Source organism: Bacteroidota bacterium, from assembly GCA_030706745.1.
GTDB lineage: Bacteria > Bacteroidota > Ignavibacteria > Palsa-1295 > Palsa-1295 > PALSA-1295.
Map to the genome: position 1 here is coordinate 202,012 of JAUZNX010000006.1, position 21,525 is coordinate 223,536.

Below are 21,525 nucleotides of genomic sequence, written 5' to 3' on the forward strand. Positions count from 1 at the left end.
TCTTCAGATTGTATCTATTTCCTCTGCGCCATCCGCTTCATCTCCAGTAACACCCGCTCCATATCCTCCGGCAGAGGCGCTGACCACTCCATCCGCTCGCCGGTCGTGGGATGATTCAGGCGTAGCGACCGAGCATGTAATGCCTGACGGGGAAAGTCCGACAAGAGATGCTCGATTTTCGACTTCCACTGCGGAATATCCTGCCGCATGACATTCATCGCTCGGCCACCGTATGTCACGTCCCCAAACACCGGATGCCCGATATGCTGCATGTGAACACGGATCTGGTGCGTGCGGCCTGTCTGCAAGCGGAGCTCGACGAGAGAGAATCCAAGATACTCCTCGAGGACGGCATAGTCGGTAATTGCGATCTTGCCGCCTCCCCCCTCCTTCTCTTTTAGATAGAGTGGAGCTTCATTAATTACCGCAAAGCGCTTTCGGTCGCGTGGGTGCCGGCCAATCAACGTCTCGATACGGCCCGCGCGCTCCTTGAAGATACCCCAGACGATCGCGTTATATGTCCGCTGTGCGGTGTGCAAAAAAAACTGCCGCGCAAGGTTACGATGCGCCTCTTCTGTCTTTGCAACTACGAGCAAGCCCGACGTGTCCTTGTCCAACCGATGCACGATCCCGGGCCGCTCGGGCTCGCTCGATGGATACCCCTTGCGAAATTCCTTAATATGATGCAGCAGTGCATTGACCAAGGTACCGGTTGCATGCCCATGTGCCGGATGCACGACCATGCCTGCGGGCTTATTGATAATCAGCAGCGTTTCATCTTCGAAAATAATATCGAGCGCGATGTCCTCCGCCTCGGCCTGCATGGGCGGTGGCCGGGGAATCGTAATCTGAAACAAATCACCGCCTCGGACCTTGTACGAAGGCTTGTCTAAGACTTGTCCATTGACAAGAACTGCTCCCGCCGCAATCGCGCTTTGAATCTTGCTCCGCGAACTGTTCGCGATCTGTCGGGAAAGATACTGATCGACGCGCTCGGGATGTTCGCCCCTCGGAGCAGCAATCTCGATCGTTCGCGATGTCGAAGGTAGACTTGAGCGATACTCGTCCGAAGGAATTCCTTCGGTGGCATTCATGGCGCGGAAGACTCAGCGGCCTCGGAGTGTGATTCTCTGGCCTCAGGTTCATTAGGTTTCGATTCCATCGGGAGCGGCTCGCCTTCAGCAACAATTGATTCCGGTTGCGAAGGTTTATGGCGCATGAGCAGAAGGATCAGGAGCCCAACACCAATCGTGACCGATGAGTCGGCGACGTTAAAAACAGGAAACCAGTTGCGGTGATAGCCGAAGTCAACAAAATCGACCACGCGACCATAAAAGAGTGATTGCTCGTGATAGATAACACCATAGAAGACGCGGTCAATCAGATTGCCTACAGCACCACCCAGAATGAGCGCAAGCGCGACGCGCTCGCTTGTGCGCAACCGTTCCAGATTGTGCTTCAAATACCAGAGGATCGCAATGGAGGCAACGATGGAAAATACCGCGAAGACAACCTTAAACCCAGGAATGCTAATGCCAAACGCGATACCAGCATTCTCGATATAGGTAATCCGAACGATATCGTCAATAAACGGAATCGAGCTTCCATACCGCATTCCCGGGAATGGGAGTACACTCCACGGCGAACCCTTCACGAGCAGCTTCGTCAGCTGATCGAAAATAACGACGATAACTGTGATCCAGAGAACGGCCATGTGTCAGTACGAATGCCAAGTCAGTCAGGGCCAAGCACCGAAATGAAAAAGGTCAGGACTTGGTGTAAACGCACAAATCCCTTATTCGATATTCGCTGCGGGCTCTTCCATTTCGCGCTGACCGCTTTCGGCAGGACGACGTGTGTTTGTGCGGTTCTTGCAGTCCACATGCTTCTGCGTGATCGGCACTGCCTGGAGGCGTTGCTTCTCGATCAGGCCGCCGCAAATGACGCAAATCCCGTACGTTCCACGGTCGATGCGTTCGATGGCCTCGTCAAGCTTCTTGATGTAGTCGCTTGTCCGTTGCGCGTGAAGAAAGGTCTTTTCCCGCTCGATGGCATCCGTACCTTGTTCGGCCGTGTGCAACGAATACGTCTGATTGTCAGCTTCAAACTCGCCGGATGTGTCGAGAATATTCTGACTCAGAATATCAAATTCTTCGCGCGCCTCGAGCTGTTGCTCAAGGATTAGCTTGCGAAATTGATCGAGGTCCTTCGTACTGTAGCGTTCCTTCGCGGTGGCGAGAATCTCGGCATCGTCCGCACGAAGTCGCATGGCCGGGGCAGACTTCGTCGCTGGCTGGACAAGTCCACCGCCTGGTGCAATTTCTTTTGGGGTCACTTTTGATGTTGGCATTCCTGAATTTCTGTTCTTGCTTTTGGCGTTACCTTTGGCTCCGCCCATTACTGGCGGAACTGCGCCGTTCGAGCGCACCGCCGTCTTGATCGCGGCCGGACTAGCGGCCTTGGCAACTACTCTCTTGGCAATTTTCGAACCCGCGCCGGCTTTTGATGGGGGTTTTGGAGCAGTTTTTTTGCTCACACTTGTTTTACCGCGACTTGCGATCGTTGCGACTTTCCGCGAAACAGCCTTAATCACCTTCTTTACGACTGTTTTCGCCGAAGATTTCTTCGATGTGGCAGTGACGGACCGGGAAGCCTTCGAAGCTCCTTTCGGCATTGCCTTCATCGTTGGTTTCGCGGCCTTCGCCTTGATAGCCCGTTTGACGGGCTTCGCCGCAGGTTTCGCGGCTTGTCCCCGTTTCAGTTTGCTCGATTTCGCCATAGAATTGTAGAAAACGGTCGTTTTTTAAAACGGATGAGTCAAAACACACGGGTGCCCGAAAGAATCCGAAATACTGAGGTCAAAATTGGTGGAATGCTTCATCAATATCAGAGACTTGATAGATCCACCCCGCTCGAAGCATCCAACTCTCGCGCCGAGAAAGGTAGGCAGAGTAATCGCTCGGTGGCTTCTCACCTTCGAGTCTTGCTCGCTCGCGGAGTCGCTCGATGCCATCCGAAAGTGGCGGCAGGCCGATAGTGCATCTTCGCTCGTCAACGAATTCGATATTCTCAATGGGATACGGAAGAAGGCAACCATCACGGCTCCAATCGAACTGAGTCCCGAACTTTTGCTTCATGCCAGAAAATACTAAGATTCTGTCCTCAAGCATCGCTAACTCCTCAGGGGAACAACCACCGCTGGCTCTGAGGAGGTTCAGAGCCTTCTTTTGGAGTGCTGGAAGCGAAATGGCGTGCATCACGATTAGCCACGCAGCTTTCAAGACTTCTGGGCCGTCAATCTCGAGTATAGGCCAACCAAAACTATCGATCAGAGTCTCCAACCGCGTGCCATTAGACGTGTGCAAGGCCTCCATCAAAGGATGGTAGTCGCCGAAGAGCTCCCCCGTCTGAACAAGCTTGCTTCTTAACTCGAGGTCTTGTTGTACAAGGAGGATTAGTTCATTGAAGCGACTCAATGATATTTCAGGCATTTTCGAAATACTCCTTAATCCGGAATGCAGCCGCCATCCGGCTGATCTATGGAATTCGTGACAGCCATATAGAAACAGCTCGTTCGAGGATATCTACGATAGCCGAAGCGTCGCCAGAAACATCTCCATTCGATGAAATTGACTCAGCCAACGTCTCTTCCTGAATGAACCGGGCGTGAGCGCGAACCGCTTCCATGATCTCCTCCGAAGCGGAAGCAACGTGAATTCCGATCCGGTCCGTCACATCGAATCCCGAATCCTTCCGGAGATTTTGCACGCGATTGACGAATTCTCGCGCCATGCCTTCTCGTTCGAGTTCGGGCGTCATGTGAGTATCGAGTGCCACGGTCATCCCACTCTCACTCGAAACCAGCCAGCCCTCGACATCCTCCGCCGTAACTTCAATGTCTCCTCGTAGCAGATCGAAGTTCTGGCCATCGATATTCATCGACAAGCCACCAGTCATTTGATACGTCCGAATCTCCTCTTGCGTCAGCTTCTGCACCTGGGCAGCAACTATCTTCATCGACTTCCCAAGTCGCGAACCGAGTGTCTTGAAGTTCGCCTTCGCTTTCAACTTGATCACATCGCTATCACCGGCTTCCACGTATTCGATCCGCTTAACGTTCACTTCATCACGAATGACATCCTCAACGCGTCGCAATTCCTCGATCTCACGCCGGTCCGCGACAGGAATCAGGATACGGGCCAACGGTTGGCGCACGCGGAGCCTCGCGCGCTCGCGCATTTGCCGCACGAGCGAGGAGACGACTTGCGCCGCTTCCATCCGGCGCTCGAGTGGCATATCGATCAGTGCCGGATCAGGTTGCGGGTACTCGTCGAGATGAATTGAATCGAAGGGACCGCCGAGCGCACTATAGAGCCAGTCTGAAAAGAATGGCGCGATCGGGGACATCAATTTCGAGATCGTCAGCAAGCATTCATATAACGTATCGTATGCAGCTTGCTTGTCCTCTCCCTGCTCGCCTTTCCAGAATCGACGACGGTTGCGGCGAATGTACCAGTTCGAAAGCTGTTCTGTGACAAAGTCCTGAATCGCGCGCGCGGGCCGCGTGACTTCATATGTATCGAAATCCGCACGGCAAGATGCGACCAGTGAGTTCAGCTTGGATAAAATCCACCGGTCTACTTCTGGTCGCTTATCCACCTTGGTGGCATCCTGGCTACGATGATACTTGTCGATATTTGCATACAGCGCGAAGAACCCATACGTGTTCGTCAGCGTCCCGAACAGCTTTCGTTCGAGTTCACCAAGATCATCTTCGTTAAACGACCGTGGCTTCCATGGCACCGATGCAGAAAGCAAATACCACCGCGTGGCGTCCGCACCATGGCGAGACATCACCTCGAACGGATTCACGATGTTGCCTTTTGACTTCGACATTTTCTGCCCATTCTTATCAAGCAGCATGTCGTTGACGATCACATTCCGATATGGTGCGTGGCCAAAGAGGAATGTGTTGATCGCGTGCAGCGTGTAAAACCACCCGCGCGTCTGATCGACACCTTCGGAAATGTAGTCCGCAGGATAATTCAGGGGGCTCGCAGACTCGCCCATGAAATGATGCTGAGCGAAGGGCATCGATCCGGAATCGAACCAGACATCGATGACTTCAGGCGTGCGACGCATCACACCACCACAGTTGCACTGGAATGTGACTTCATCGACGTATGGCTTATGCAAATCAAAATCTTTGGGCTGAGCCAATTCCGCGGCAGAGCCAACGCACTTCTGCTTTTGGCACGCCTCACAAACCCAGATCGGTAAAGGCGTACCCCAAAATCGCTCTCGCGAGATTCCCCAATCCTTCAGATCTTCCAGCCAGTTGCCGAAGCGCCCATCTCGGATTTCCGGCGGTTGCCAGTTGATCTTCTTGTTTTCCGAAATGAGCTTCTGTTTGTACTCCGTCACTCGGATGTACCAGGAATCGCGCGCATAATAGATCAGCGGCGACTCGCAGCGCCAGCAAAACGGATAGGTGTGCTCGATTGTCTCCTTGCGATAGAGCAGACCACGACCCTTGAGATTATCCATGATCGCAGGATCGGCGCTCTTGATAAACTGTCCTGCAAAATCGGTAATGCTGGGCGCGAATGATCCTGTCTTATCGACCGGATTGATAACCGGCAACGTGTACTTCTTGCTGATCTGGAAATCGTCCTCGCCAAATGCGGGTGCGGTGTGGACGATGCCAGTCCCATCCTCCGTCGTTACGTAATCGCCGAGCACGACATAGAATGCCTTCCCCTCGATAGGCACATAGTTGAAGAGCGGCTCATACGCTTGGTATTCGAAGTCGCTGCCTTTATGTTCGGCTAGAACCTCTACCTCGCCTTCGAGCTTGCTCACAAGCGCCTTCGCAAGCACGAGCCGTTCCGGCGCGCGGTCCTTGCGGGTATTAAGGACGGTAACGTAGTCAACATCGGGATGCATCGCCAACGCCACATTGGAGATCAGCGTCCACGGCGTCGTCGTCCACGCGAGGAAGTATTCATCAGTATCGACATTCTTTCGCTTGAACTTCACGTACACGCTCGGGTCTTTTGCTTGGCGGTATCCGAGCGCCACTTCGTGTGACGACAATGCCGTCTCACAGCGCGGACAATAGGGCTGAATCTTAAATCCTTTGTAGATCAGTCCCGCGTCGTGAAATTTCTTTAGCGCCCACCAGACCGATTCAATGTAGTCGTTCGTGCAGGTGATGTATGGATCGGACAGATCGACCCAGTAGGCCATCCGTTCGGTAAACTCATTGAATCCGCCGTCGCGACCGATCAGATCGAAGACGAACTGCCGGCAAAGTGCATTGAACTTCTCGACGCCATATTCTTCGATGTCATGTTTATGACGGAAGCCGAGTTCTTTTTCGATTGCAATCTCCACTGGTAGCCCGTGCGTATCCCATCCGGCCTTGCGTTCGACCCGGTAACCGCACATCGTCTTGTAGCGACAAATAACATCCTTCAGCGCGCGCGAAAAAATATGGTGGATACCAGGCGTGCCATTGACAGTCGGAGGCCCTTCATAGAACGAGAAGACGTGCTCCGCACTTCGCTCATCGACGGAGCGGCGGAAGATGTTGTTCTCTTTCCATGAGCGCAACACTAAGTGCTCGCGCTCATCGGGAGAAACGGATGTTCGAAGTTCTGGATACACTCTGTTCAATTACGAATAACGAATTACGAATTACGAATTGAATGAAGCTCATTCGTAATTCGTCATTCGTAATTCGTAATTATTTTCTCAGCTTCCACCAAGCGAATAAAGCCCCGGACTGTTGAAGCCCGTACCTTGATACGCTTTCGGCGTTCGGAGAAGAACGCGGGGATGCCTTCCAAGAATCCGGTGAGGCACGCTTTCAGCGTGTGCGTGCGCGTAGCGCGCTTCAGCATCCAGAGGCTGAGCCGTACCACATACCGCCACCAGCCATGCGGAAAGGGCAATATCAGTCCGGCAAACTGGCCAATACTTTTCGCATCTAATCGCACACGGTGGGCCGTCGGAACGTCAATTGTCGATGAACCATAATGCCGGATTGCGACCAACGGAGAATACCAACATTCCCATCCGGTTTCGAGCAGCCGCCAGGCGATTGGGAATTCATCCCAGCTATAGAAGAACGAATTGACAAAATATTCTCCCGGTGCAAACTTCGACACCTCCATCGCTTCCCGCCGGAAACACACGGCACAGCTTGCAAACTGTGCGGAGCGGAATTCCGTGTTCCGAGCGCGATCGGGATTGGCCTGATACATCCAAAGATTAAGTGTCTTTGGATCGTCGGCATTGACAACGGTAAATCCAATTGCTCCGGCTCTCGTGTGCTTCTCGAACACCGAGACTACTTTGAGAAGATCGTCCCGGAATTGAAATGCGGCGTCGTCATCGATGATAAACCACAAGTCCCCCGCCGCACGCTGAAGCAACAGATTGCGTCCTTCGCACGAACCAAGGTTGCGGCCATTGAAAAGCGCCATCACGCGGTTGTCACGTCCTGTCAACTCTCGAAGATACTCGACCGTACCATCCGTCGAGCCGTTATCTCCGATCAGTAGTTCGAACGCTGGATAGTCCTGCAAGAGGACCGACTCCACACACTCTCGTAGGTATGCGAGCCTGTTGCGCGTGATGACGACGACACTGATTTTCGGAGCAGGCATTGTTCCTCAGCGCAGGACGCTGAACTTGCGGCTCACACTGCCATGCTCGGTTTCCGCTTGCAGAAAATAAATGCCGCTGGCAAGTGGCGAAGCGAGCCGCAGAAACTGCGGACCGGAGAGAGCCTCAGAATGAATTGACACAGCAAGTACATGCCCAAGCACATCTAGAATCCTTAGCGTGAGACTGTGCGCCGTTGACGGCATTGTAATGGAAACACTTGCTGCGGAAGAGCTGGTCGTTACTTCGCCAACCTGGAGCACGGCACCCTGTAATCCCAATAGAACAGCGTTCTTACTCTCATCATAAGGAATGGTGTATAACTGATTTGCAGCAACATCATACATGGTGCGGCGCCGGGAATTCGGATACCGAATGACCAAACTATCCACAACCGTTGCGCTTCCGAGACCGAAGTGATACATGTTGGTATTTTGAGTGCCGGTTGTGCCGCTACCGCCGCCCATCAGATCCCGATAGATCTGCATGCCATGCGCCCAAACGGTGATCGAGGTTCCATACGCATCCATCGGGACCTTGTGCACCGGGTCGCCCTTGAGCCGAACTTCGATCCAGTTGCCGGCACCCGCAATATTGTTTTGAAACAGCTTCACGCCCTGGCTCTTCTTGCCACTCGCCGCGACAATATCCATACGTCCATCATGATTGAAATCCCCACGTGCAGCAGTCCATGACCCGTGAATCAGTGAACCAAGCTGCCACGTGACATCCTTAAGACGGAAGTTGCTGTCTGGCCCCTCGTTCAAATACATCCGCGATGGACGGTACTGCTCGATGAGCGGAAGACCTACGGTATCTCCAACATCATTGTAAGAGTACTGGCAATGCCAAAGATCGAGATACCCATCATTATTCAAATCGAGCCAGATAATGCCGGCATTCATCTCACGAAACTTGAGCCCCATTTGCTGGTGCATGTCCGTAAATTGAAAATCGGGACCGCCACCATTCTTGAAAATGAGCGACGGATTCGAATACTGCCCGCGCTGATCGGGATGACCGAGGTTTCCGACTGCAAGATCCGGCAAGCCATCATTATTGAAATCACCCCAATCACACCCAATACCGTGTCCGAAATAGTTCGGAACAACGGTCTCGGTTCCTTGTACACCCGTCGCGGCACCGACTTCCTCGAAGCTTCCGTCATGCAAATTGTGAAAGAGTAAATCTGGGGCGAGACGGTACGTGGCTACGAATATATCTGGCCATCCATCGCGATCGTAATCACCCGGTGCGGCACCCCAGCAGTCATAGTAAGGATCCGGATCGCCATTGGTAATTTGCGCATCGTCACTGACATCCGTGAAGGTCCCATTCTGATTGTTGTGCCAGAGTTTCTGTGGATGATAGGTCTCATTGCCTTGCGCATCAACGGAACGGCCATTCGCAATGTAGAGATCGAGCCAGCCATCGTGATCGTAATCGAACCAAATCGGCGTAACTGTTGGGTAGGGATTCATCAGGGCGGAATGTGCCGTTACATCGGTAAAAGTCCCATCGCCATTATTTTTGAAGAGCTTGTCACCCGTGCCACCATTGATTGCATAACAGTCGATCAGGCCATCATTATCGAAATCGCCCCATACCGTTGACGAAGCGGCAATATTGATCTTCGAAGAAACGTCTTGGAACGTACCGTCGCCCTTGTTCTGGAAAAACATCGAGCCGATCGCTATGTCATCCCATCCATCACCATTCCAATCAGCGACACTCACCCTATCAGCCAGGACATGTGCACTACCCGAAGCAAGACCAACTTGCGTGGCGACATCGACAAGCGTAGCTGGCGGAGGAGCTTGAGAAGAATCGCCGGCCGGATAATCATAGCGCACCCCGAGCCGAGCCATGTAGTCGCCGCTGGGCAGATACAGAATCCCCGGAATGTTGTAAAAGCCCGAATTGGGCGTCCAGGGATCATACAAAAAAGATGCAACCGGCTTTGTGAGCCCACCACGCGCAATGCAAAGCGCCGGGCCTCCTGTTCTCAAGCGATGCTGCACAACGATGCGATCGTAGCCATCGCTTCGGACATTGCGGTCGCTAATATCGATTGTATCCCAGCCTGTCTTACCATTCGTGGTAAATACGATTGGATCTGTCAATAGATTATGGTCCCAGACATAATGGCTCGGTGGCGTCAGACCTTCGGAGGCATCGCCGGCAAGCCAAATCGTGTCCTGGACCGGCGTCGTGCCGAAGAGATACAGATAAAGCAGGACAACTTTGCAGGGCCCTTTTGGCTGGAGCATGACGCTCTCCTCCCAAAGTGGGTGACCTCCAGTCGCATCATGACCGGAGTAGATCCCACCATCATGCTTAACGGTACAGACTTGTGCCCGCAAACAACCGGCGGCGAGTAGTGCAAAAAGAAACGATAGTACAATTCGCATCGGAGACTCCGATCTAAGAAATATCAGACACTTGCAGTGGCGGCTTCGCTTGTTGCAATGGAGGGAATACCATTCGTCGACATGGAGGTATTCTCCCGGTCTCGTTCAAGCGTTGCAACAAACGTGGAGAAACTCGACAGCAGGGAACGCATGCGGGCCAGCGTTACGTCGTACTCCGTTCGGAGTGTTAGCAACGCTCGCTCCACGCGCTCGTTCTCCATTCGGCCATCATTCAGTTTGCGTGAACGCTCGATCTCGGCTTCTCGGAGGATCAATTCGGCTTCGCGTTTCGCCTGCTCGGTCATCGTGACGGCCGTCTGTTGCGCCGCGGCGAGCGTCTTTTCAATTGTTTGCTCCAGCGCGGTGTAATGTTCGAGCCGTTCCCGCGCGGTCATCAGTGCATCTTCGAGCTCTTTTTTTTCCGTACCAAGCGTCTCGACTTCCATCGAGGCCTGATCCAAAAACGCCTGCACCTCCTCGGGGTCGCAGCCGCGCATCTTCTGTTGAAATTCCTTCTTCTTGATTTCGAGGGCGCTCAGACGCATGATCGTAACGGGTTATGGGTGCCAAATGACGCGCGAAGAGTAACAGCAGACGAGCAACAGGCGTTACTCACTACTCATCGCTCGCAAAAAGTGCGCTGCCAATACGGACAATAGTCGCTCCTTCCTCGATGGCAATTTCGAAATCGTTCGACATGCCCATCGATAGCTCTGTAAAGCTCTTTAATTGCGGTTGCCGTTCCTGAATCTCATTGCGAAGTTCGCGCAGGATGCGGAATTGCGGTCGCGTCCGCCCGAGATCTTCTTCGAGCGACGCCATCCCCATCAGGCCTGCAACGACGAGACTTGGACACGTTTCCACAATTTGAACCACTAAGGCTTGGACATCACGTGGAGCCACGCCCTGCTTTTGCGCCTCACCGCTGATGTTGACCTCGACCAGAATGCGAATGACTCTCTGGTGCTCGGCTGCTCTTTTCGCAAGCTCACGTGCGGTCTCTATCGAATCTATCGATTGAACAGAACTTATGAAGGATGCTATTTGCCGAACCTTGTTCGATTGTAGATGGCCGATAAAATGCCAGCGAATATCAGCCGAAAGCGCGGTCTTCTTTTCTAACAATTCCTGGACGCGGCTCTCTCCAAAATCTCGGAGACCAAGATCATACATTTGCTGAACCGCCGCGATGGATCGGGTTTTCGTAACAGGCAGCAAGCGAACATCTTTGCGCTCACGTCCGGCGCGGCGACAAGCATCCCTGATTCGACTCTCGATAGATCTGAGATTCTGTGATGTCACGTAATCTTCAATCCCGCGGATCAATCCTGGGTATCATTCCCGATCCGTGCAATCTAGTCTGCAACTTATCCCTTCGCCAGTGCCTCGGCGCCGCCGGAAATCTCCAGAATTTCCTTTGTGATCGCGGCCTGACGGGCCTTGTTATAGGTAAGCTGCAATGCGCTAATGAGGTCCCTCGCATTGCGCGTGGCGGAATCCATTGCTGTCATGCGGGCTCCTTGTTCGGCCGCATTGGATTCGAGCAATGCGCGCCACAGCATGGTTTCCAGGTGTCGCGGCACCAGAACATTCAGGATCGAGATCGGGTCCGGTTCGAAAATATAATCCCGCTCGGGCTCGCCTTTACCTTCGACAAAACTCGATGGATCGAGGACTGGCATCAATCGCTCCGCAATTGGCCGCTGCGACACGACGGAGCGGAATTCGTTGAAAAGCAATTCGACCCGGTCGGCCTCATCGCGATTGTACAGATCACTGACAAACAGTGTGATCGAGCGCGCGGTATCGAACTCGAGCTTTGTAAAGATGCCGGGGTATTTGGCTGCGATCTTGTAGCCGCGTTTGGTGAAATAGTCTGTCGATCGGCGTCCGATCGGAACAATCGATAGTCGGCCTGAATCCTTGTGCGCCTGATACAGATCGCGAATGCGGCTCTCCGTAAACTTCAGCAAATTCGAATTGAAGGCCCCAGCGAGACCCCGGTCACTTGTCACCACGATCAGGATCACGCGCTCATCTTTATCCGAACTCCGCCCGGATAGCAATGGTGAGCGCGCCCCTTCGAGGGAGGCGCTGCGAAGCAACTCCTTGAGCAGATGTTCGAGCGCGCGAGCATATGGCCGTGCGGCATTGATGGAATCCTGCGCACGGCGAAGTTTGGCCGCCGCGACCATCTTCATCGCCTGCGTGATTTTTGAGGTGGATTTAACGCCTGCAATGCGCCGACGAATGTCGCGTAATGTCGCCATGGGTAAATGCTGAGTGCTAAGTAATAACTATCTTTTGCTGAGCAGTTAGCACTCAGCACTTCTATCTTCCAAACGTCTGAACGTAATTGAGCATCGCGGGTGGCAAATCGCTGGGAATGCCATCGGAATATTCACCTCGAACATTCGAATAAACCTCCCGAAATCCGCCCTGGCCCACATAATAGGCAGAATACCGTCCGCCTTCGAGCGCGACAAACAAAAATATTGCCGTTTGGTATCCCTTCACTCTGCCTTCCATGACCCAAAGTTGATATTTTCGGTCCTGGCTGACGGTCGAAAAGGCATTTTCAGTGCGATCCGGCTCGCCATAGAGCAGCAGCACGCGCCCCATGTCTGTTGCCACGCCCAAATGATGCTCGGTCCCGTAGTGCTCATTCGCGAACCGAATGCGACGCATATATTCCTCCCGGACCTCGTTGCGAGGCGAGCCAGTCGGATTCCTGCTTTCCCAGAAGCTATCGAGCCAGCGATCAAGTTCAGCACTGGATTGGACCCTCTGCAAATCCTCAAAATCCTGCGCGCTCGCGATATATTTCAGAGCGGCCCAGAGGGAATCCTTCCGAGAAGGCTCACGAATTCCCTCACGGAGAAGATTGAAAGCAAACCCCGCTTCAACTCCTCCCCATGCTTCGAGCGGCCCACCAGAAAAAGGCAGACGCCGAAACTCGGCTGCCAATCGATATTCAAACAGTCCGGACCTCGCAGCGAGCGCACCCCGTAGCCCTGTCTGGAAAGCATCGCTATCCTGACCATTATCAGTCACGAGCAACGCTACATCAGCGAAGATACCGTGGTTGGGATCTGTTTCCGAAATCGGGAATCTGAGACCCAGCGTAAGGCCCTCTGTGGCTGGCTTAGAAAACCCGAAGTGAAATCCTGCTGTCAGATTGAGCGAACTTGTTCGCGCAAAGAAATCGGCATTGGCCATCGCCTGAAACCCGCTTGTGCTGCCTCGATCATAGAGTCCGGCCCCTCCACTGAGTACCAAATCGATTGTCCGCTCGAGCCCCGATGGTGCATAGGGCACAACATTCGTTGTCCGAAACGCCGTACGACCGAGAGAATCGGCGTGTGTACTATCTGCTTGTTGGGCTCGCAGGCAGGTGCCCGAAAACATCACGCCGGAAAGGCAAAAGGAGACGATGAGTCGTTTCGCGCAATTAGTCATCAAAGGACTAACACACGAAGCATTAATTCGGAGCACCCGAGTGGCCGCACTCGTGCGGCCTATTTGAAACTGGCGGCAAAATCGCCGATTGTCTTCTTCAGTTGTTCGGTGATCTCCGGCGTCATTTCCTTCTTATCTGCAATGGCGGTGAGCAATTCGGGCTGCCGAACCCGTATCGCTTCGAGTAGAGCAAGCTCGAATCGGCGAACATCCTCGACTGGGAGCATGTCTAGAAATCCTTGAGTGCCTGCGAACAGGGAGACTACCTGCTCCTCGACCGGCAACGGCTGATACTGGCCCTGCTTGAGAAGTTCGACAAGGCGCTGACCGCGACGAAGCATCTGCTGTGTCGCCTTATCAAGATCGGAGCCGAATTTGGCAAATGCCTCGAGCTCGCGATACTGTGCGAGATCCAAACGCAAAGTGCCGGCAACTTTCTTCATTGCCTTAATCTGGGCACTTCCACCCACGCGTGAAACCGAAATACCAACATTGATGGCAGGGCGGATACCGGCGTTGAAAAGATTCGGCTCGAGATAAATCTGACCGTCCGTAATCGAAATCACATTCGTGGGAATGTATGCAGATACGTCGCCAGCCTGCGTTTCGATCACGGGAAGCGCCGTCAGCGATCCGCCACCGAGTTCGTTCGACAGCTTGCTCGCACGCTCGAGCAAGCGTGAGTGAAGATAAAACACATCGCCGGGGTAGGCCTCGCGTCCCGGTGGCCGGCGAAGCAATAGGGAAACTTCACGATACGCTGCGGCTTGTTTCGAAAGGTCGTCATACACCACGAGCGCATGTCGTCCTGAATCGCGGAAATGCTCGCCAAGTGTTGCGCCGGAATATGGAGCGATGAATTGCAGTGGTGCCGGATCGGATGCTGTGGCAATGATGATCGTTGTGAATGCCATCGCGCCCTGCTCTTCGAGCTTAGTGCGCACGTTCGCAACGGTCGAAGCCTTCTGACCGATCGCCACATAAATACAATAGACGGGCTGGATGCCGCGCTTGGCAGCTTCTTCTGTGTGGGTATACTTCTGGTTGATGATCGTATCGATCGCAACCGCTGTCTTTCCAGTCTGGCGATCGCCGATAATGAGTTCGCGCTGGCCGCGTCCAATCGGGATCATTCCATCAATTGCCTTGATACCGGTTTGCAGCGGTTCTTTAACGGGCTGCCTCTGCATCACACCAAGCGCCTTGCGTTCGAGCGGAAGATATCTCTCTGGTGTGATTTCCGGACCGCCATCGACCGGAATGCCGAGCGGATTGACCACGCGCCCCAACATGGCATCGCTGACCGGCATCGAGGCAATACGGCTGGTTCGGCGGACGGTATCCCCTTCCTTGACAAGGGTTTCATCACCAAACAAAACGGCGCCGACATTGTCCTCTTCGAGATTCAGGGCCATGCCGAGCACTCCATTCGGGAATTCCAGCAACTCACCAGCCATGACCTTCGAAAGACCATACACGCGTGCGACGCCATCGCCAATCATGAGCACCGTGCCCACGTCATAGACATCGACTTCTTTCTCAAACCCCGCCAGTTGCTGACGAAGAATGGCACTGACTTCATCCGGACGCACTGCTGCCATGATTACTTCTTCCTTGATTTCGTTTTCGGTACTGCGATCGGCTTCGCTACTAATTTTGGGAATCGAAACTTGATACTTCGTTTCGGATCGCCGGCATCAAGCCGGACGAGTTCCGTCGTGACGACAAACGATCCATTCTCTCGCGGAGATAGTCCACGATAAACCGTTTTGACAATGCCTACCCCTTTAACAAAGTACTTGGAAAGCTCTCCAAATCCGACCCGCGACTGAACGACAAGGGAGTGTGGAAATGTCCCCAACGAAGTCGTGACCGGTTCATCCAGCGAAATCACCTTTGTTCGGATCGTATCGTCAGCGTCATCTCGCCAGGAGGCTCCTACCCGCAGGGGATTCACCAACAGGATGTGACTCAGACCGTTGGAGACCGAGTGGTTCATAACTGCAACGATGACGGAGTCGTCGAGGTAATACTCGACTTCCTTACGCTTCGCACTATCCTGAGCGCCAGCGTGAAACGGAAATGAGGACGAGCACCGCAAAATGGGCAATCCCTGCAATGTTCGATTGGAGTCGCTGATGACCCGCTCGAAACTGAAGGTGGTATCGCTTTTTAATACTCTGCTATGTGCATCCATGATCTGGGAGATGGTGCGCATCATCCACTCAGCACCAAGGTTCGGCGGAAAAAAAAAGTATCCGACCGAATTGGAGTCTAGGTTACACGTTGGATGAAAGACCGCAGCAGGCATAATCCGGACCGATGGCTTTGCTGGTCTTCGCTGCTTATGCGTTCCATGAGATGGTTGGGTCACATGGGAAGGTTGGGTCCCAGGATTGGGTTGCTGCGCATGGACGGTCGAGACAAGTAAGACCGATGCAATGGAAAGAAGGCAAAGCAAGAAGACTCGCACAACAATCAATTCAAGATTGGCGAACCACCACGCTGAAATTGTTCGCGAAGCAATTCGAGTTGGTGGGAAAGGCTGGCATCGACCAACTCATCGCCAATCCGAGCGATGAATCCACCGCGAAGTTCAGGATCGAGCGAGAATGCCGGACGAATCCGTTTGCCAGTCATTCGTTCGAGCTTCGCCTGCACTTCGATCCTTTGCTCTTCCGACAATGTACTTGCGCTCTGAATACGCGCATGCAAAATGCCGCGACGGGCGTCAAGCATATTCAAAAACTCTTCCGCTGTCGCAAAGAGATATTCGGATCGGCCTTTACGAACCAGTAACGAAACGAACGCCATCGTCTGCTCTTGAAGCTGATGGTCGAAGATCTCCCGCAATACTTTGAGCTTCCGGTCTGGGCTCACGACCGGACTTCCTAGCAGGATCTTCAGTCCTCGCGAATCGCGAATGGTCTCTTCAAGAGAATGCATATCATCGGCAATTGGGTCGAGGATTTTAAGCTCCTCGGCCAATCCGATCAGTGCTAATGCATACCGATGTGCGATGCGTCGATTCATGCTGTGACTTTTGAGCGCTGATTATCTGGCATATCGGCGATCATCTTATTGATGACAGCGCGATGCCGGTCCTCATTCATGTTCTCATCCAGCAATTTGGATGTCGCCAGAATGGCAAGATCGGCGGCTTCCGAGCGAAGCTGACGGATCGCATGCTGCGTATCGTGTTCGATCTCCAGCCGCGCCTGTGCCAGCAATCGGGCCGCTTCGACCTTGGCTTTCTCGACCAGGTCCTTGCGCATTTTCTCGGCGTAGTCACGCCCTTCCTTCAGCGCTTTTTGGATTTCCGCTTCGGCAAGGACGCGTTCCTTTTGGTTTTCCGCGATCAGACGTTCCGCATCGGCGCGCGCCTGTTCTGCTCGGTCGAGCGAATCGGCAATCGCCTGCTCGCGTGTTTTCAACGACGCGAGCAACGGCTTCCATGCGGTCTTCCCCAAAATCACGAGGAGACCGATGAAGATGATGAACGTCCAGATCATCAGACCTGGGTTGATTTCAAGCATGCTCGTTCAGTAACGAGTAACGCGCAACAAGTAGCGAGTGATGACAAGCGGCAAAGGCCGCTCGCTACTCGTTACTCATCCACTCGTTACTTGGTCGCGAGAATGATGCAGATAACGAGCGCGAAGAGCGCGATACCTTCGATGAGCGCCGCGACGATGATCATCGTCGTGCGAAGACCGCCTGCCATCTCTGGCTGACGGGCCAATGACTCGATAGCCGACGAAACGAGCTTGCCGATACCTTGTCCTGCGCCGAGCACCGCAACACCCGCTCCGATTCCGGCTCCTAAGAATGCAAATCCTGCTGGATTCATAGTAGTCTATTGTCCTTTATGTAACGTAAATGCAACTGCCAAACGCTTATACGGACGAATGCGCATTTTGCTACGCATGGACCGTCCCGATCAGATGATCGCCATCCGGCGGATGTGGCAAGTCCTTGTCGTGAACATGCTCATCGTGCTCTGAGTGCGCCATCATCCCGATAAATACTGCCGACAGGGTCGTAAAAATGTACGCCTGCAGCACCGCAACGAAAATCTCTAACAGATAGACAAATAGCGAGAACGGCACCGTCACGAACGCGCCGACCGCCAGACTGTGAAACATGAATGTCAGGCAAATGAGCGACACGATGATGATGTGCCCTGCCGTCATGTTCGCAAAAAGACGAATCGCAAGTGCGAATGGCTTCGTGAATAGCCCCATGATCTCGATGGGCACCATGATGAGGAGCAGGAAGATCTTCATAAAGATCGAAAGCTCCATCTCATGCAATCCACCCGTCAGGTGGAGCAGAAACGTCTTAATACCCTGCGAGCGAATACCGACCACCTGGGTGACGATGAACGTGCAGACTGCGAGTGCCGCGGTGATCTCGAGCGAACTCGTCGCCGTGTGTCCGTATGGCAGCAGCCCACACAAGTTCACGATCATGAGGAAGAAGAACGTCGTGAGGAAATAAGGCAGAAGTTGTTCGCCATATGGTTCAGCGACGTTCGGCGAAACAATGTCGTCGCGCACGAATACGATAAGTACTTCGACCATATTCCGAAGCCCCTTTGGCACCAGCGATTTCTTGGCCTTGGACGCAGCGGTGCGCAGCACAACCAACGTGATGAGCGTTCCAAATAGCAAGAAGAACAAATTCGACGTGATCGAAAGGTCTAATCCGATCGGATGGCCGTCCTTACGGATCGCCTTCCCCTTCTCGCCAATCGGCGAGGCTTCCTTGCTCATATCGGTCGTGTAGACACCCGTCGAAACTAAGGAAGACTCACTGCCAAAATAGTGGAAGCTACCTTGGTCGAAGAACATATACGGCAGTGGCACCTTGCCAAAATGAACCGGGCCGGCATCGAGGGTAAAATCGAGGGTGTGGTGGTTGCCCAGAAATCCGAACCCTTCATTGAAGAAGTTCGGCTTGGCCGCCTCGGCTGGGGCAGTCTGGGACGAGGTTAACGCGATCGTATCCTGGCCTTCCATCATTGCCCGAGCAGCTTCCCTTTGTTGTGGATGTAGGCGATCTCAATCACCAGATAGGAGAAATACGTCGCGAGCAATCCAATTATCACCCCGGCGCCGTTCATCTTCAGGATGAGGTACCCGACGCAAAATGCAATGAGCAAATTGAACATGCGGACGATCACACTCATGATCGCAACCGTAAAAAAGATCATGTTCGGCTGCTCGAATGCCCACTCGGTGATCAGGAAGCTGACGAAACTGGTGACGATCGGGAATGCCATCCCAAAATAACACGCCTGCATGAACGCCGGAGTTGCCAGGAAATACATCAGGACTGTGGCCACGGCAACCAGTGCAAACGTCAGGCGGTAGTACTGCCGGAGGAAGAACCGGGTCGCCTCCTGGCTGGCCAGAAGCTCTGTCACGCTCCGCACGGCAAGCTTGCTAGCTGGCAGGGCCATGGCGGAAGTCTTCGGTCGTAAGCTCAAATCGTCTCTCTCTCGCTGTATTGTTGTCATGGACGGGAGATTTCTGGCTTGCTTTACGCAAATCTCACCCGTTTGTTACCTTTCGCGTCGAATTAGGCCATTTTGAGGCCAACCCTTCCCGTGCGGCGGCGCGCACCAAATGCAATTCAGCCGCCTTTCGTTTCATCATTTTTCGACAACCGAAGCACTGTTAGGACGAAGTACGTCAGGCCTGCAAATGCCCCAAATCCGGTGCAGACAACCCGCCAAAGCGATCCAGAATGATGAGTGCTGTCCAGCCAATACCCGAGTCCGAAAAATGCCAGGATTGTCAGCACGAGCTGGATCCCCATCGTCATATAGGGACCCATCTCGCGCATCGCCTTCTGCTGCTCTGCCATTTCGCGCTCGGCGCGTGATTTCAGGTCATCGGTCATCTGCTATTTCCAAAAAATATCATACCCAAACCGGACGATCATCACAACCACCAAACTCAGAAAGAATATCCGGATGAACTTATTCCCTTTCAGAATCGCCAACTTAGCTCCCAAGAATCCACCGGCTGCGTTGCAGGCCGCCATTGGGAGCGCGATGCCATAGATGATCTTCCCGCTTGCCGCGAACAGGATGATCGACCCCGTATTAGTAGCGAGGTTCACGAATTTCGCGGTCGCACTCGCCTTCAAAAAATCGAAGCCGAGCAACGTGATGAACGTCAGGATCAGGAAACTCCCGGAGCCGGGACCGATAAACCCATCATAGAATCCGATCACCAGTGCGATCAAAACGATATAGATCAGATGCGACCGCTCGGAATGTTCCTGCTCCGTGTGGACTCCGAAATTCTTCTTGGTATAGGTATAGATTGCCACGGCAGTCAGTACCACAAGCAGGAGCGGCTTCATAAAATCGTTGCTCACAAGCGTCAGGACTCGAGAGCCGCTGAATGCAGCAACGCTCGCGATTGCTGCCATGAGTCCCAAATGCTTATAGTTCAGCGTGACCTGTCGCGAGTACTGCATTGCCGCCATGCTGGTCCCGCAGAACGATGGTATCTTAGTGGTCCCGATCATCGTCGCGACTGGGATGCCCGGGAACAGCACGATCGCCGCTGGGATCTGGAGCAATCCGCCGCCGCCGACAATGGCATCCACGAAGCCCGCCAGAAACGCGACGAGACAGAGGATCAGAAGTGGTGTCGTGATCAAGGTGACGCGACAACAGAGCGAGAGCAAGTTGTGTCGCCGATCGGCCACTCACATCAGTGGCGGTGATCGTACTCCTCGCTGAGGCGACCAAGCGCAAGCGCACCAAGGCATAGACCGAAATCGCGCAAGGCCACATCGTAATATCCTGGCAGCAACAGCAGGTTCACGATGATCCCCAGCAGCCACACGGCAACGATGTACGCTCCGATCGCTGGCCGGAACGCCACGATGAAGCCCGCAATAATCTCGACTGCCCCGACGGCCTTCATCGTTGTGACTGGATCGAATGGCGATAGGCTCGCGTACGCATTCGATAGGTACTTATCCCAACCTGCGAGCAGGTCGAAAAACTTATCGAGACCAACGATCAGCGGCAACAGGCTGAAGCCAACGTGCAAAATCTGATACGCCTGATACGCCGGGCCCGTATGCACGTGCGTGGTCTGCTTCGTCTGAATAGTCCCGGATGATACCGTGAACGCCATGATGAATTCTCCTTTCGACCACTGCAGGAGCAACAGGTGTGCCCGGGAAACTCATCAGCAAACACTTCACCCCTCCTCGAGCCACACTTTCCCCATCTTGCCGAATAATTTTGTTGTTGATTTTCGGAAAAAATTCATGAACGGACCCAATCGTGACTGGAAGGATGGATTTGATGAAGAGAACCCCCTCCGCTTATATAACAAGAATTAACTCGCCGGTTGCTGCATTAATTCTTAACTTTATTTTACAATCACTCTCGGATAACCTTCCGCAGTATGGTCCCCTTCGCGGTCATGATTTGGAGGATGTAGGTCCCCGAAGGCAACTCGGAAAGATCAAGCGTAAGTTCGGATGTGTGTGGATTCGGAGAGTTGAGAACTCCCACTCCGAGCAGATTAAGCACACTCACTCGTTCAATCGGAATTGTGCCAGCAAAAATCGTAACAAGCCCGGTCGCTGGATTCGGATAAATCGAAAGCGTATCCTGCGGCACCGGCCCTGCCGCCACCGCGCTCTTCGTCGTGTCCACCATCTCCCGGATCGGGCGCATGGCCGTATAATAGGGAAAACCCAGGGCCGTATTGACAAAGAGTAGCGTATCGAAGACACACAGAGAATTGACCTGATAATACTTGCCGAGGCCATCGTTCTCCTGGCGCCAGGTATTGCCAGAGTCAAGGGATACATACACACCGGAATCCGTGCCAGCAAAGAGATACGGCCCACTGGATGCCAGCCTGCTCGTGTTAGCTGTGAGACTGAGCTGTGTCCAGTTCGAGCCGGAGTCCGTGGACCGGATGATCGGGCCGTTGGCGGCAAA

The 21,525-nt window shown here is 53.5% G+C and carries 23 protein-coding genes; 1 reads left to right on the forward strand and 22 read right to left on the reverse strand.

Annotation, left to right across the window (positions count from 1 at the left end; translation table 11 throughout):
• Positions 1-14 precede the first annotated feature (14 nt).
• The 3 genes from Q8902_09210 to Q8902_09220 form a co-directional block, all read right to left on the reverse strand.
• Complete coding sequence (locus Q8902_09210; GenBank protein MDP4199737.1) at positions 15-1,094, reverse strand: RluA family pseudouridine synthase; 1,080 nt, start codon at positions 1,092-1,094, stop codon at positions 15-17.
• Positions 1,091-1,714 (reverse strand): signal peptidase II, encoded by a 624-nt coding sequence (lspA, locus tag Q8902_09215; protein ID MDP4199738.1) that lies wholly within the window; start codon positions 1,712-1,714, stop codon positions 1,091-1,093. Before lspA ends, Q8902_09210 begins: the two co-directional genes overlap by 4 nt.
• Positions 1,715-1,795: 81 nt before the next feature.
• Positions 1,796-2,350: a hypothetical protein gene (locus tag Q8902_09220; GenBank protein ID MDP4199739.1), complete on the reverse strand. Its 555-nt coding sequence runs from the start codon at positions 2,348-2,350 to the stop codon at positions 1,796-1,798.
• A 34-nt stretch (positions 2,351-2,384) separates the two neighbouring features.
• On the opposite strand from Q8902_09220, the gene Q8902_09225 reads away from it, so the two are divergent.
• The gene (locus tag Q8902_09225) at positions 2,385-2,789 is read left to right on the forward strand and encodes a hypothetical protein (GenBank protein MDP4199740.1); all 405 of its coding nucleotides are present in this window, start codon (positions 2,385-2,387) and stop codon (positions 2,787-2,789) included.
• A gap of 69 nt (positions 2,790-2,858) precedes the next feature.
• On the opposite strand, the gene Q8902_09230 is transcribed toward Q8902_09225, so the two are convergent.
• The 19 genes from Q8902_09230 to Q8902_09320 form a co-directional block, all read right to left on the reverse strand.
• Complete coding sequence (locus tag Q8902_09230) at positions 2,859-3,491, reverse strand: hypothetical protein (GenBank protein MDP4199741.1); 633 nt, start codon at positions 3,489-3,491, stop codon at positions 2,859-2,861.
• A 46-nt stretch (positions 3,492-3,537) separates the two neighbouring features.
• A complete protein-coding gene (ileS, locus tag Q8902_09235; protein ID MDP4199742.1) occupies positions 3,538-6,669 on the reverse strand; it encodes an isoleucine--tRNA ligase in 3,132 nt (1,043 codons plus the stop codon).
• A 62-nt stretch (positions 6,670-6,731) separates the two neighbouring features.
• Entirely contained in the window at positions 6,732-7,673 is a 942-nt protein-coding gene (locus Q8902_09240) for a glycosyltransferase (protein ID MDP4199743.1), read from the reverse strand.
• A gap of 6 nt (positions 7,674-7,679) precedes the next feature.
• Entirely contained in the window at positions 7,680-10,082 is a 2,403-nt protein-coding gene (locus Q8902_09245) for an FG-GAP-like repeat-containing protein (GenBank protein MDP4199744.1), read from the reverse strand.
• Positions 10,083-10,105: 23 nt separating this feature from the next.
• Positions 10,106-10,627, reverse strand: coding sequence for a DivIVA domain-containing protein (locus tag Q8902_09250; GenBank protein MDP4199745.1), 522 nt, complete (start codon positions 10,625-10,627; stop codon positions 10,106-10,108).
• A gap of 70 nt (positions 10,628-10,697) precedes the next feature.
• On the reverse strand, positions 10,698-11,384 hold the full coding sequence (locus tag Q8902_09255) for a YggS family pyridoxal phosphate-dependent enzyme (GenBank protein ID MDP4199746.1): 687 nt from the start codon (positions 11,382-11,384) through the stop codon (positions 10,698-10,700).
• Positions 11,385-11,449: 65 nt separating this feature from the next.
• Positions 11,450-12,352: an ATP synthase F1 subunit gamma gene (gene atpG, locus Q8902_09260; protein MDP4199747.1), complete on the reverse strand. Its 903-nt coding sequence runs from the start codon at positions 12,350-12,352 to the stop codon at positions 11,450-11,452.
• A gap of 61 nt (positions 12,353-12,413) precedes the next feature.
• Complete coding sequence (locus Q8902_09265; GenBank protein ID MDP4199748.1) at positions 12,414-13,541, reverse strand: GWxTD domain-containing protein; 1,128 nt, start codon at positions 13,539-13,541, stop codon at positions 12,414-12,416.
• Positions 13,542-13,600: 59 nt separating this feature from the next.
• Positions 13,601-15,145, reverse strand: a complete 1,545-nt coding sequence (atpA, locus tag Q8902_09270; protein ID MDP4199749.1) for a F0F1 ATP synthase subunit alpha — start codon at positions 15,143-15,145, stop codon at positions 13,601-13,603.
• Entirely contained in the window at positions 15,145-16,014 is an 870-nt protein-coding gene (locus Q8902_09275) for a hypothetical protein (protein ID MDP4199750.1), read from the reverse strand. Before Q8902_09275 ends, atpA begins: the two co-directional genes overlap by 1 nt.
• A 5-nt stretch (positions 16,015-16,019) precedes the next feature.
• The gene (atpH, locus tag Q8902_09280; GenBank protein MDP4199751.1) at positions 16,020-16,574 is read right to left on the reverse strand and encodes an ATP synthase F1 subunit delta; all 555 of its coding nucleotides are present in this window, start codon (positions 16,572-16,574) and stop codon (positions 16,020-16,022) included.
• Positions 16,571-17,077 carry a F0F1 ATP synthase subunit B gene (atpF, locus tag Q8902_09285; protein ID MDP4199752.1) on the reverse strand — a complete coding sequence of 169 codons (507 nt, stop codon included), beginning with the start codon at positions 17,075-17,077 and terminating at the stop codon, positions 16,571-16,573. The genes atpH and atpF overlap by 4 nt, the downstream gene beginning before the upstream one ends.
• A gap of 86 nt (positions 17,078-17,163) precedes the next feature.
• Positions 17,164-17,391 (reverse strand): ATP synthase F0 subunit C, encoded by a 228-nt coding sequence (gene atpE / locus Q8902_09290; protein MDP4199753.1) that lies wholly within the window; start codon positions 17,389-17,391, stop codon positions 17,164-17,166.
• 70 nt (positions 17,392-17,461) lie between these two features.
• Positions 17,462-18,565: a F0F1 ATP synthase subunit A gene (gene atpB, locus Q8902_09295; GenBank protein ID MDP4199754.1), complete on the reverse strand. Its 1,104-nt coding sequence runs from the start codon at positions 18,563-18,565 to the stop codon at positions 17,462-17,464.
• Positions 18,562-19,005 carry a hypothetical protein gene (locus tag Q8902_09300; GenBank protein MDP4199755.1) on the reverse strand — a complete coding sequence of 148 codons (444 nt, stop codon included), beginning with the start codon at positions 19,003-19,005 and terminating at the stop codon, positions 18,562-18,564. Before Q8902_09300 ends, atpB begins: the two co-directional genes overlap by 4 nt.
• Positions 19,006-19,178: 173 nt before the next feature.
• Positions 19,179-19,448 (reverse strand): AtpZ/AtpI family protein, encoded by a 270-nt coding sequence (locus Q8902_09305; protein MDP4199756.1) that lies wholly within the window; start codon positions 19,446-19,448, stop codon positions 19,179-19,181.
• A 3-nt stretch (positions 19,449-19,451) separates the two neighbouring features.
• Positions 19,452-20,219: a TSUP family transporter gene (locus Q8902_09310; protein MDP4199757.1), complete on the reverse strand. Its 768-nt coding sequence runs from the start codon at positions 20,217-20,219 to the stop codon at positions 19,452-19,454.
• Between the two features lie 53 nt (positions 20,220-20,272).
• Positions 20,273-20,704 carry a hypothetical protein gene (locus Q8902_09315; protein ID MDP4199758.1) on the reverse strand — a complete coding sequence of 144 codons (432 nt, stop codon included), beginning with the start codon at positions 20,702-20,704 and terminating at the stop codon, positions 20,273-20,275.
• Positions 20,705-20,955: 251 nt separating this feature from the next.
• Positions 20,956-21,525, reverse strand: a 570-nt coding sequence (locus Q8902_09320; protein ID MDP4199759.1) for a T9SS type A sorting domain-containing protein, incomplete at its 5' end; no start/stop codon positions are given.

What these genes read in the sequence shown, in the direction of transcription:
- Q8902_09210 (MDP4199737.1), bottom strand. Translation starts at nt 1,094, where the DNA reads ATGAATGCCACCGAAGGAATTCCTTCGGACGAGTATCGCTCAAGTCTA.
- lspA (MDP4199738.1), bottom strand. Translation starts at nt 1,714, where the DNA reads ATGGCCGTTCTCTGGATCACAGTTATCGTCGTTATTTTCGATCAGCTG.
- Q8902_09220 (MDP4199739.1), bottom strand. Translation starts at nt 2,350, where the DNA reads ATGCCAACATCAAAAGTGACCCCAAAAGAAATTGCACCAGGCGGTGGA.
- Q8902_09230 (MDP4199741.1), bottom strand. Translation starts at nt 3,491, where the DNA reads ATGCCTGAAATATCATTGAGTCGCTTCAATGAACTAATCCTCCTTGTA.
- Q8902_09240 (MDP4199743.1), bottom strand. Translation starts at nt 7,673, where the DNA reads ATGCCTGCTCCGAAAATCAGTGTCGTCGTCATCACGCGCAACAGGCTC.
- Q8902_09245 (MDP4199744.1), bottom strand. Translation starts at nt 10,082, where the DNA reads ATGCGAATTGTACTATCGTTTCTTTTTGCACTACTCGCCGCCGGTTGT.
- Q8902_09250 (MDP4199745.1), bottom strand. Translation starts at nt 10,627, where the DNA reads ATGCGTCTGAGCGCCCTCGAAATCAAGAAGAAGGAATTTCAACAGAAG.
- atpG (MDP4199747.1), bottom strand. Translation starts at nt 12,352, where the DNA reads ATGGCGACATTACGCGACATTCGTCGGCGCATTGCAGGCGTTAAATCC.
- Q8902_09265 (MDP4199748.1), bottom strand. Translation starts at nt 13,541, where the DNA reads ATGACTAATTGCGCGAAACGACTCATCGTCTCCTTTTGCCTTTCCGGC.
- atpH (MDP4199751.1), bottom strand. Translation starts at nt 16,574, where the DNA reads ATGAATCGACGCATCGCACATCGGTATGCATTAGCACTGATCGGATTG.
- atpF (MDP4199752.1), bottom strand. Translation starts at nt 17,077, where the DNA reads ATGCTTGAAATCAACCCAGGTCTGATGATCTGGACGTTCATCATCTTC.
- atpE (MDP4199753.1), bottom strand. Translation starts at nt 17,391, where the DNA reads ATGAATCCAGCAGGATTTGCATTCTTAGGAGCCGGAATCGGAGCGGGT.
- atpB (MDP4199754.1), bottom strand. Translation starts at nt 18,565, where the DNA reads ATGATGGAAGGCCAGGATACGATCGCGTTAACCTCGTCCCAGACTGCC.
- Q8902_09300 (MDP4199755.1), bottom strand. Translation starts at nt 19,005, where the DNA reads ATGGCCCTGCCAGCTAGCAAGCTTGCCGTGCGGAGCGTGACAGAGCTT.
- Q8902_09305 (MDP4199756.1), bottom strand. Translation starts at nt 19,448, where the DNA reads ATGACCGATGACCTGAAATCACGCGCCGAGCGCGAAATGGCAGAGCAG.
- Q8902_09315 (MDP4199758.1), bottom strand. Translation starts at nt 20,704, where the DNA reads ATGGCGTTCACGGTATCATCCGGGACTATTCAGACGAAGCAGACCACG.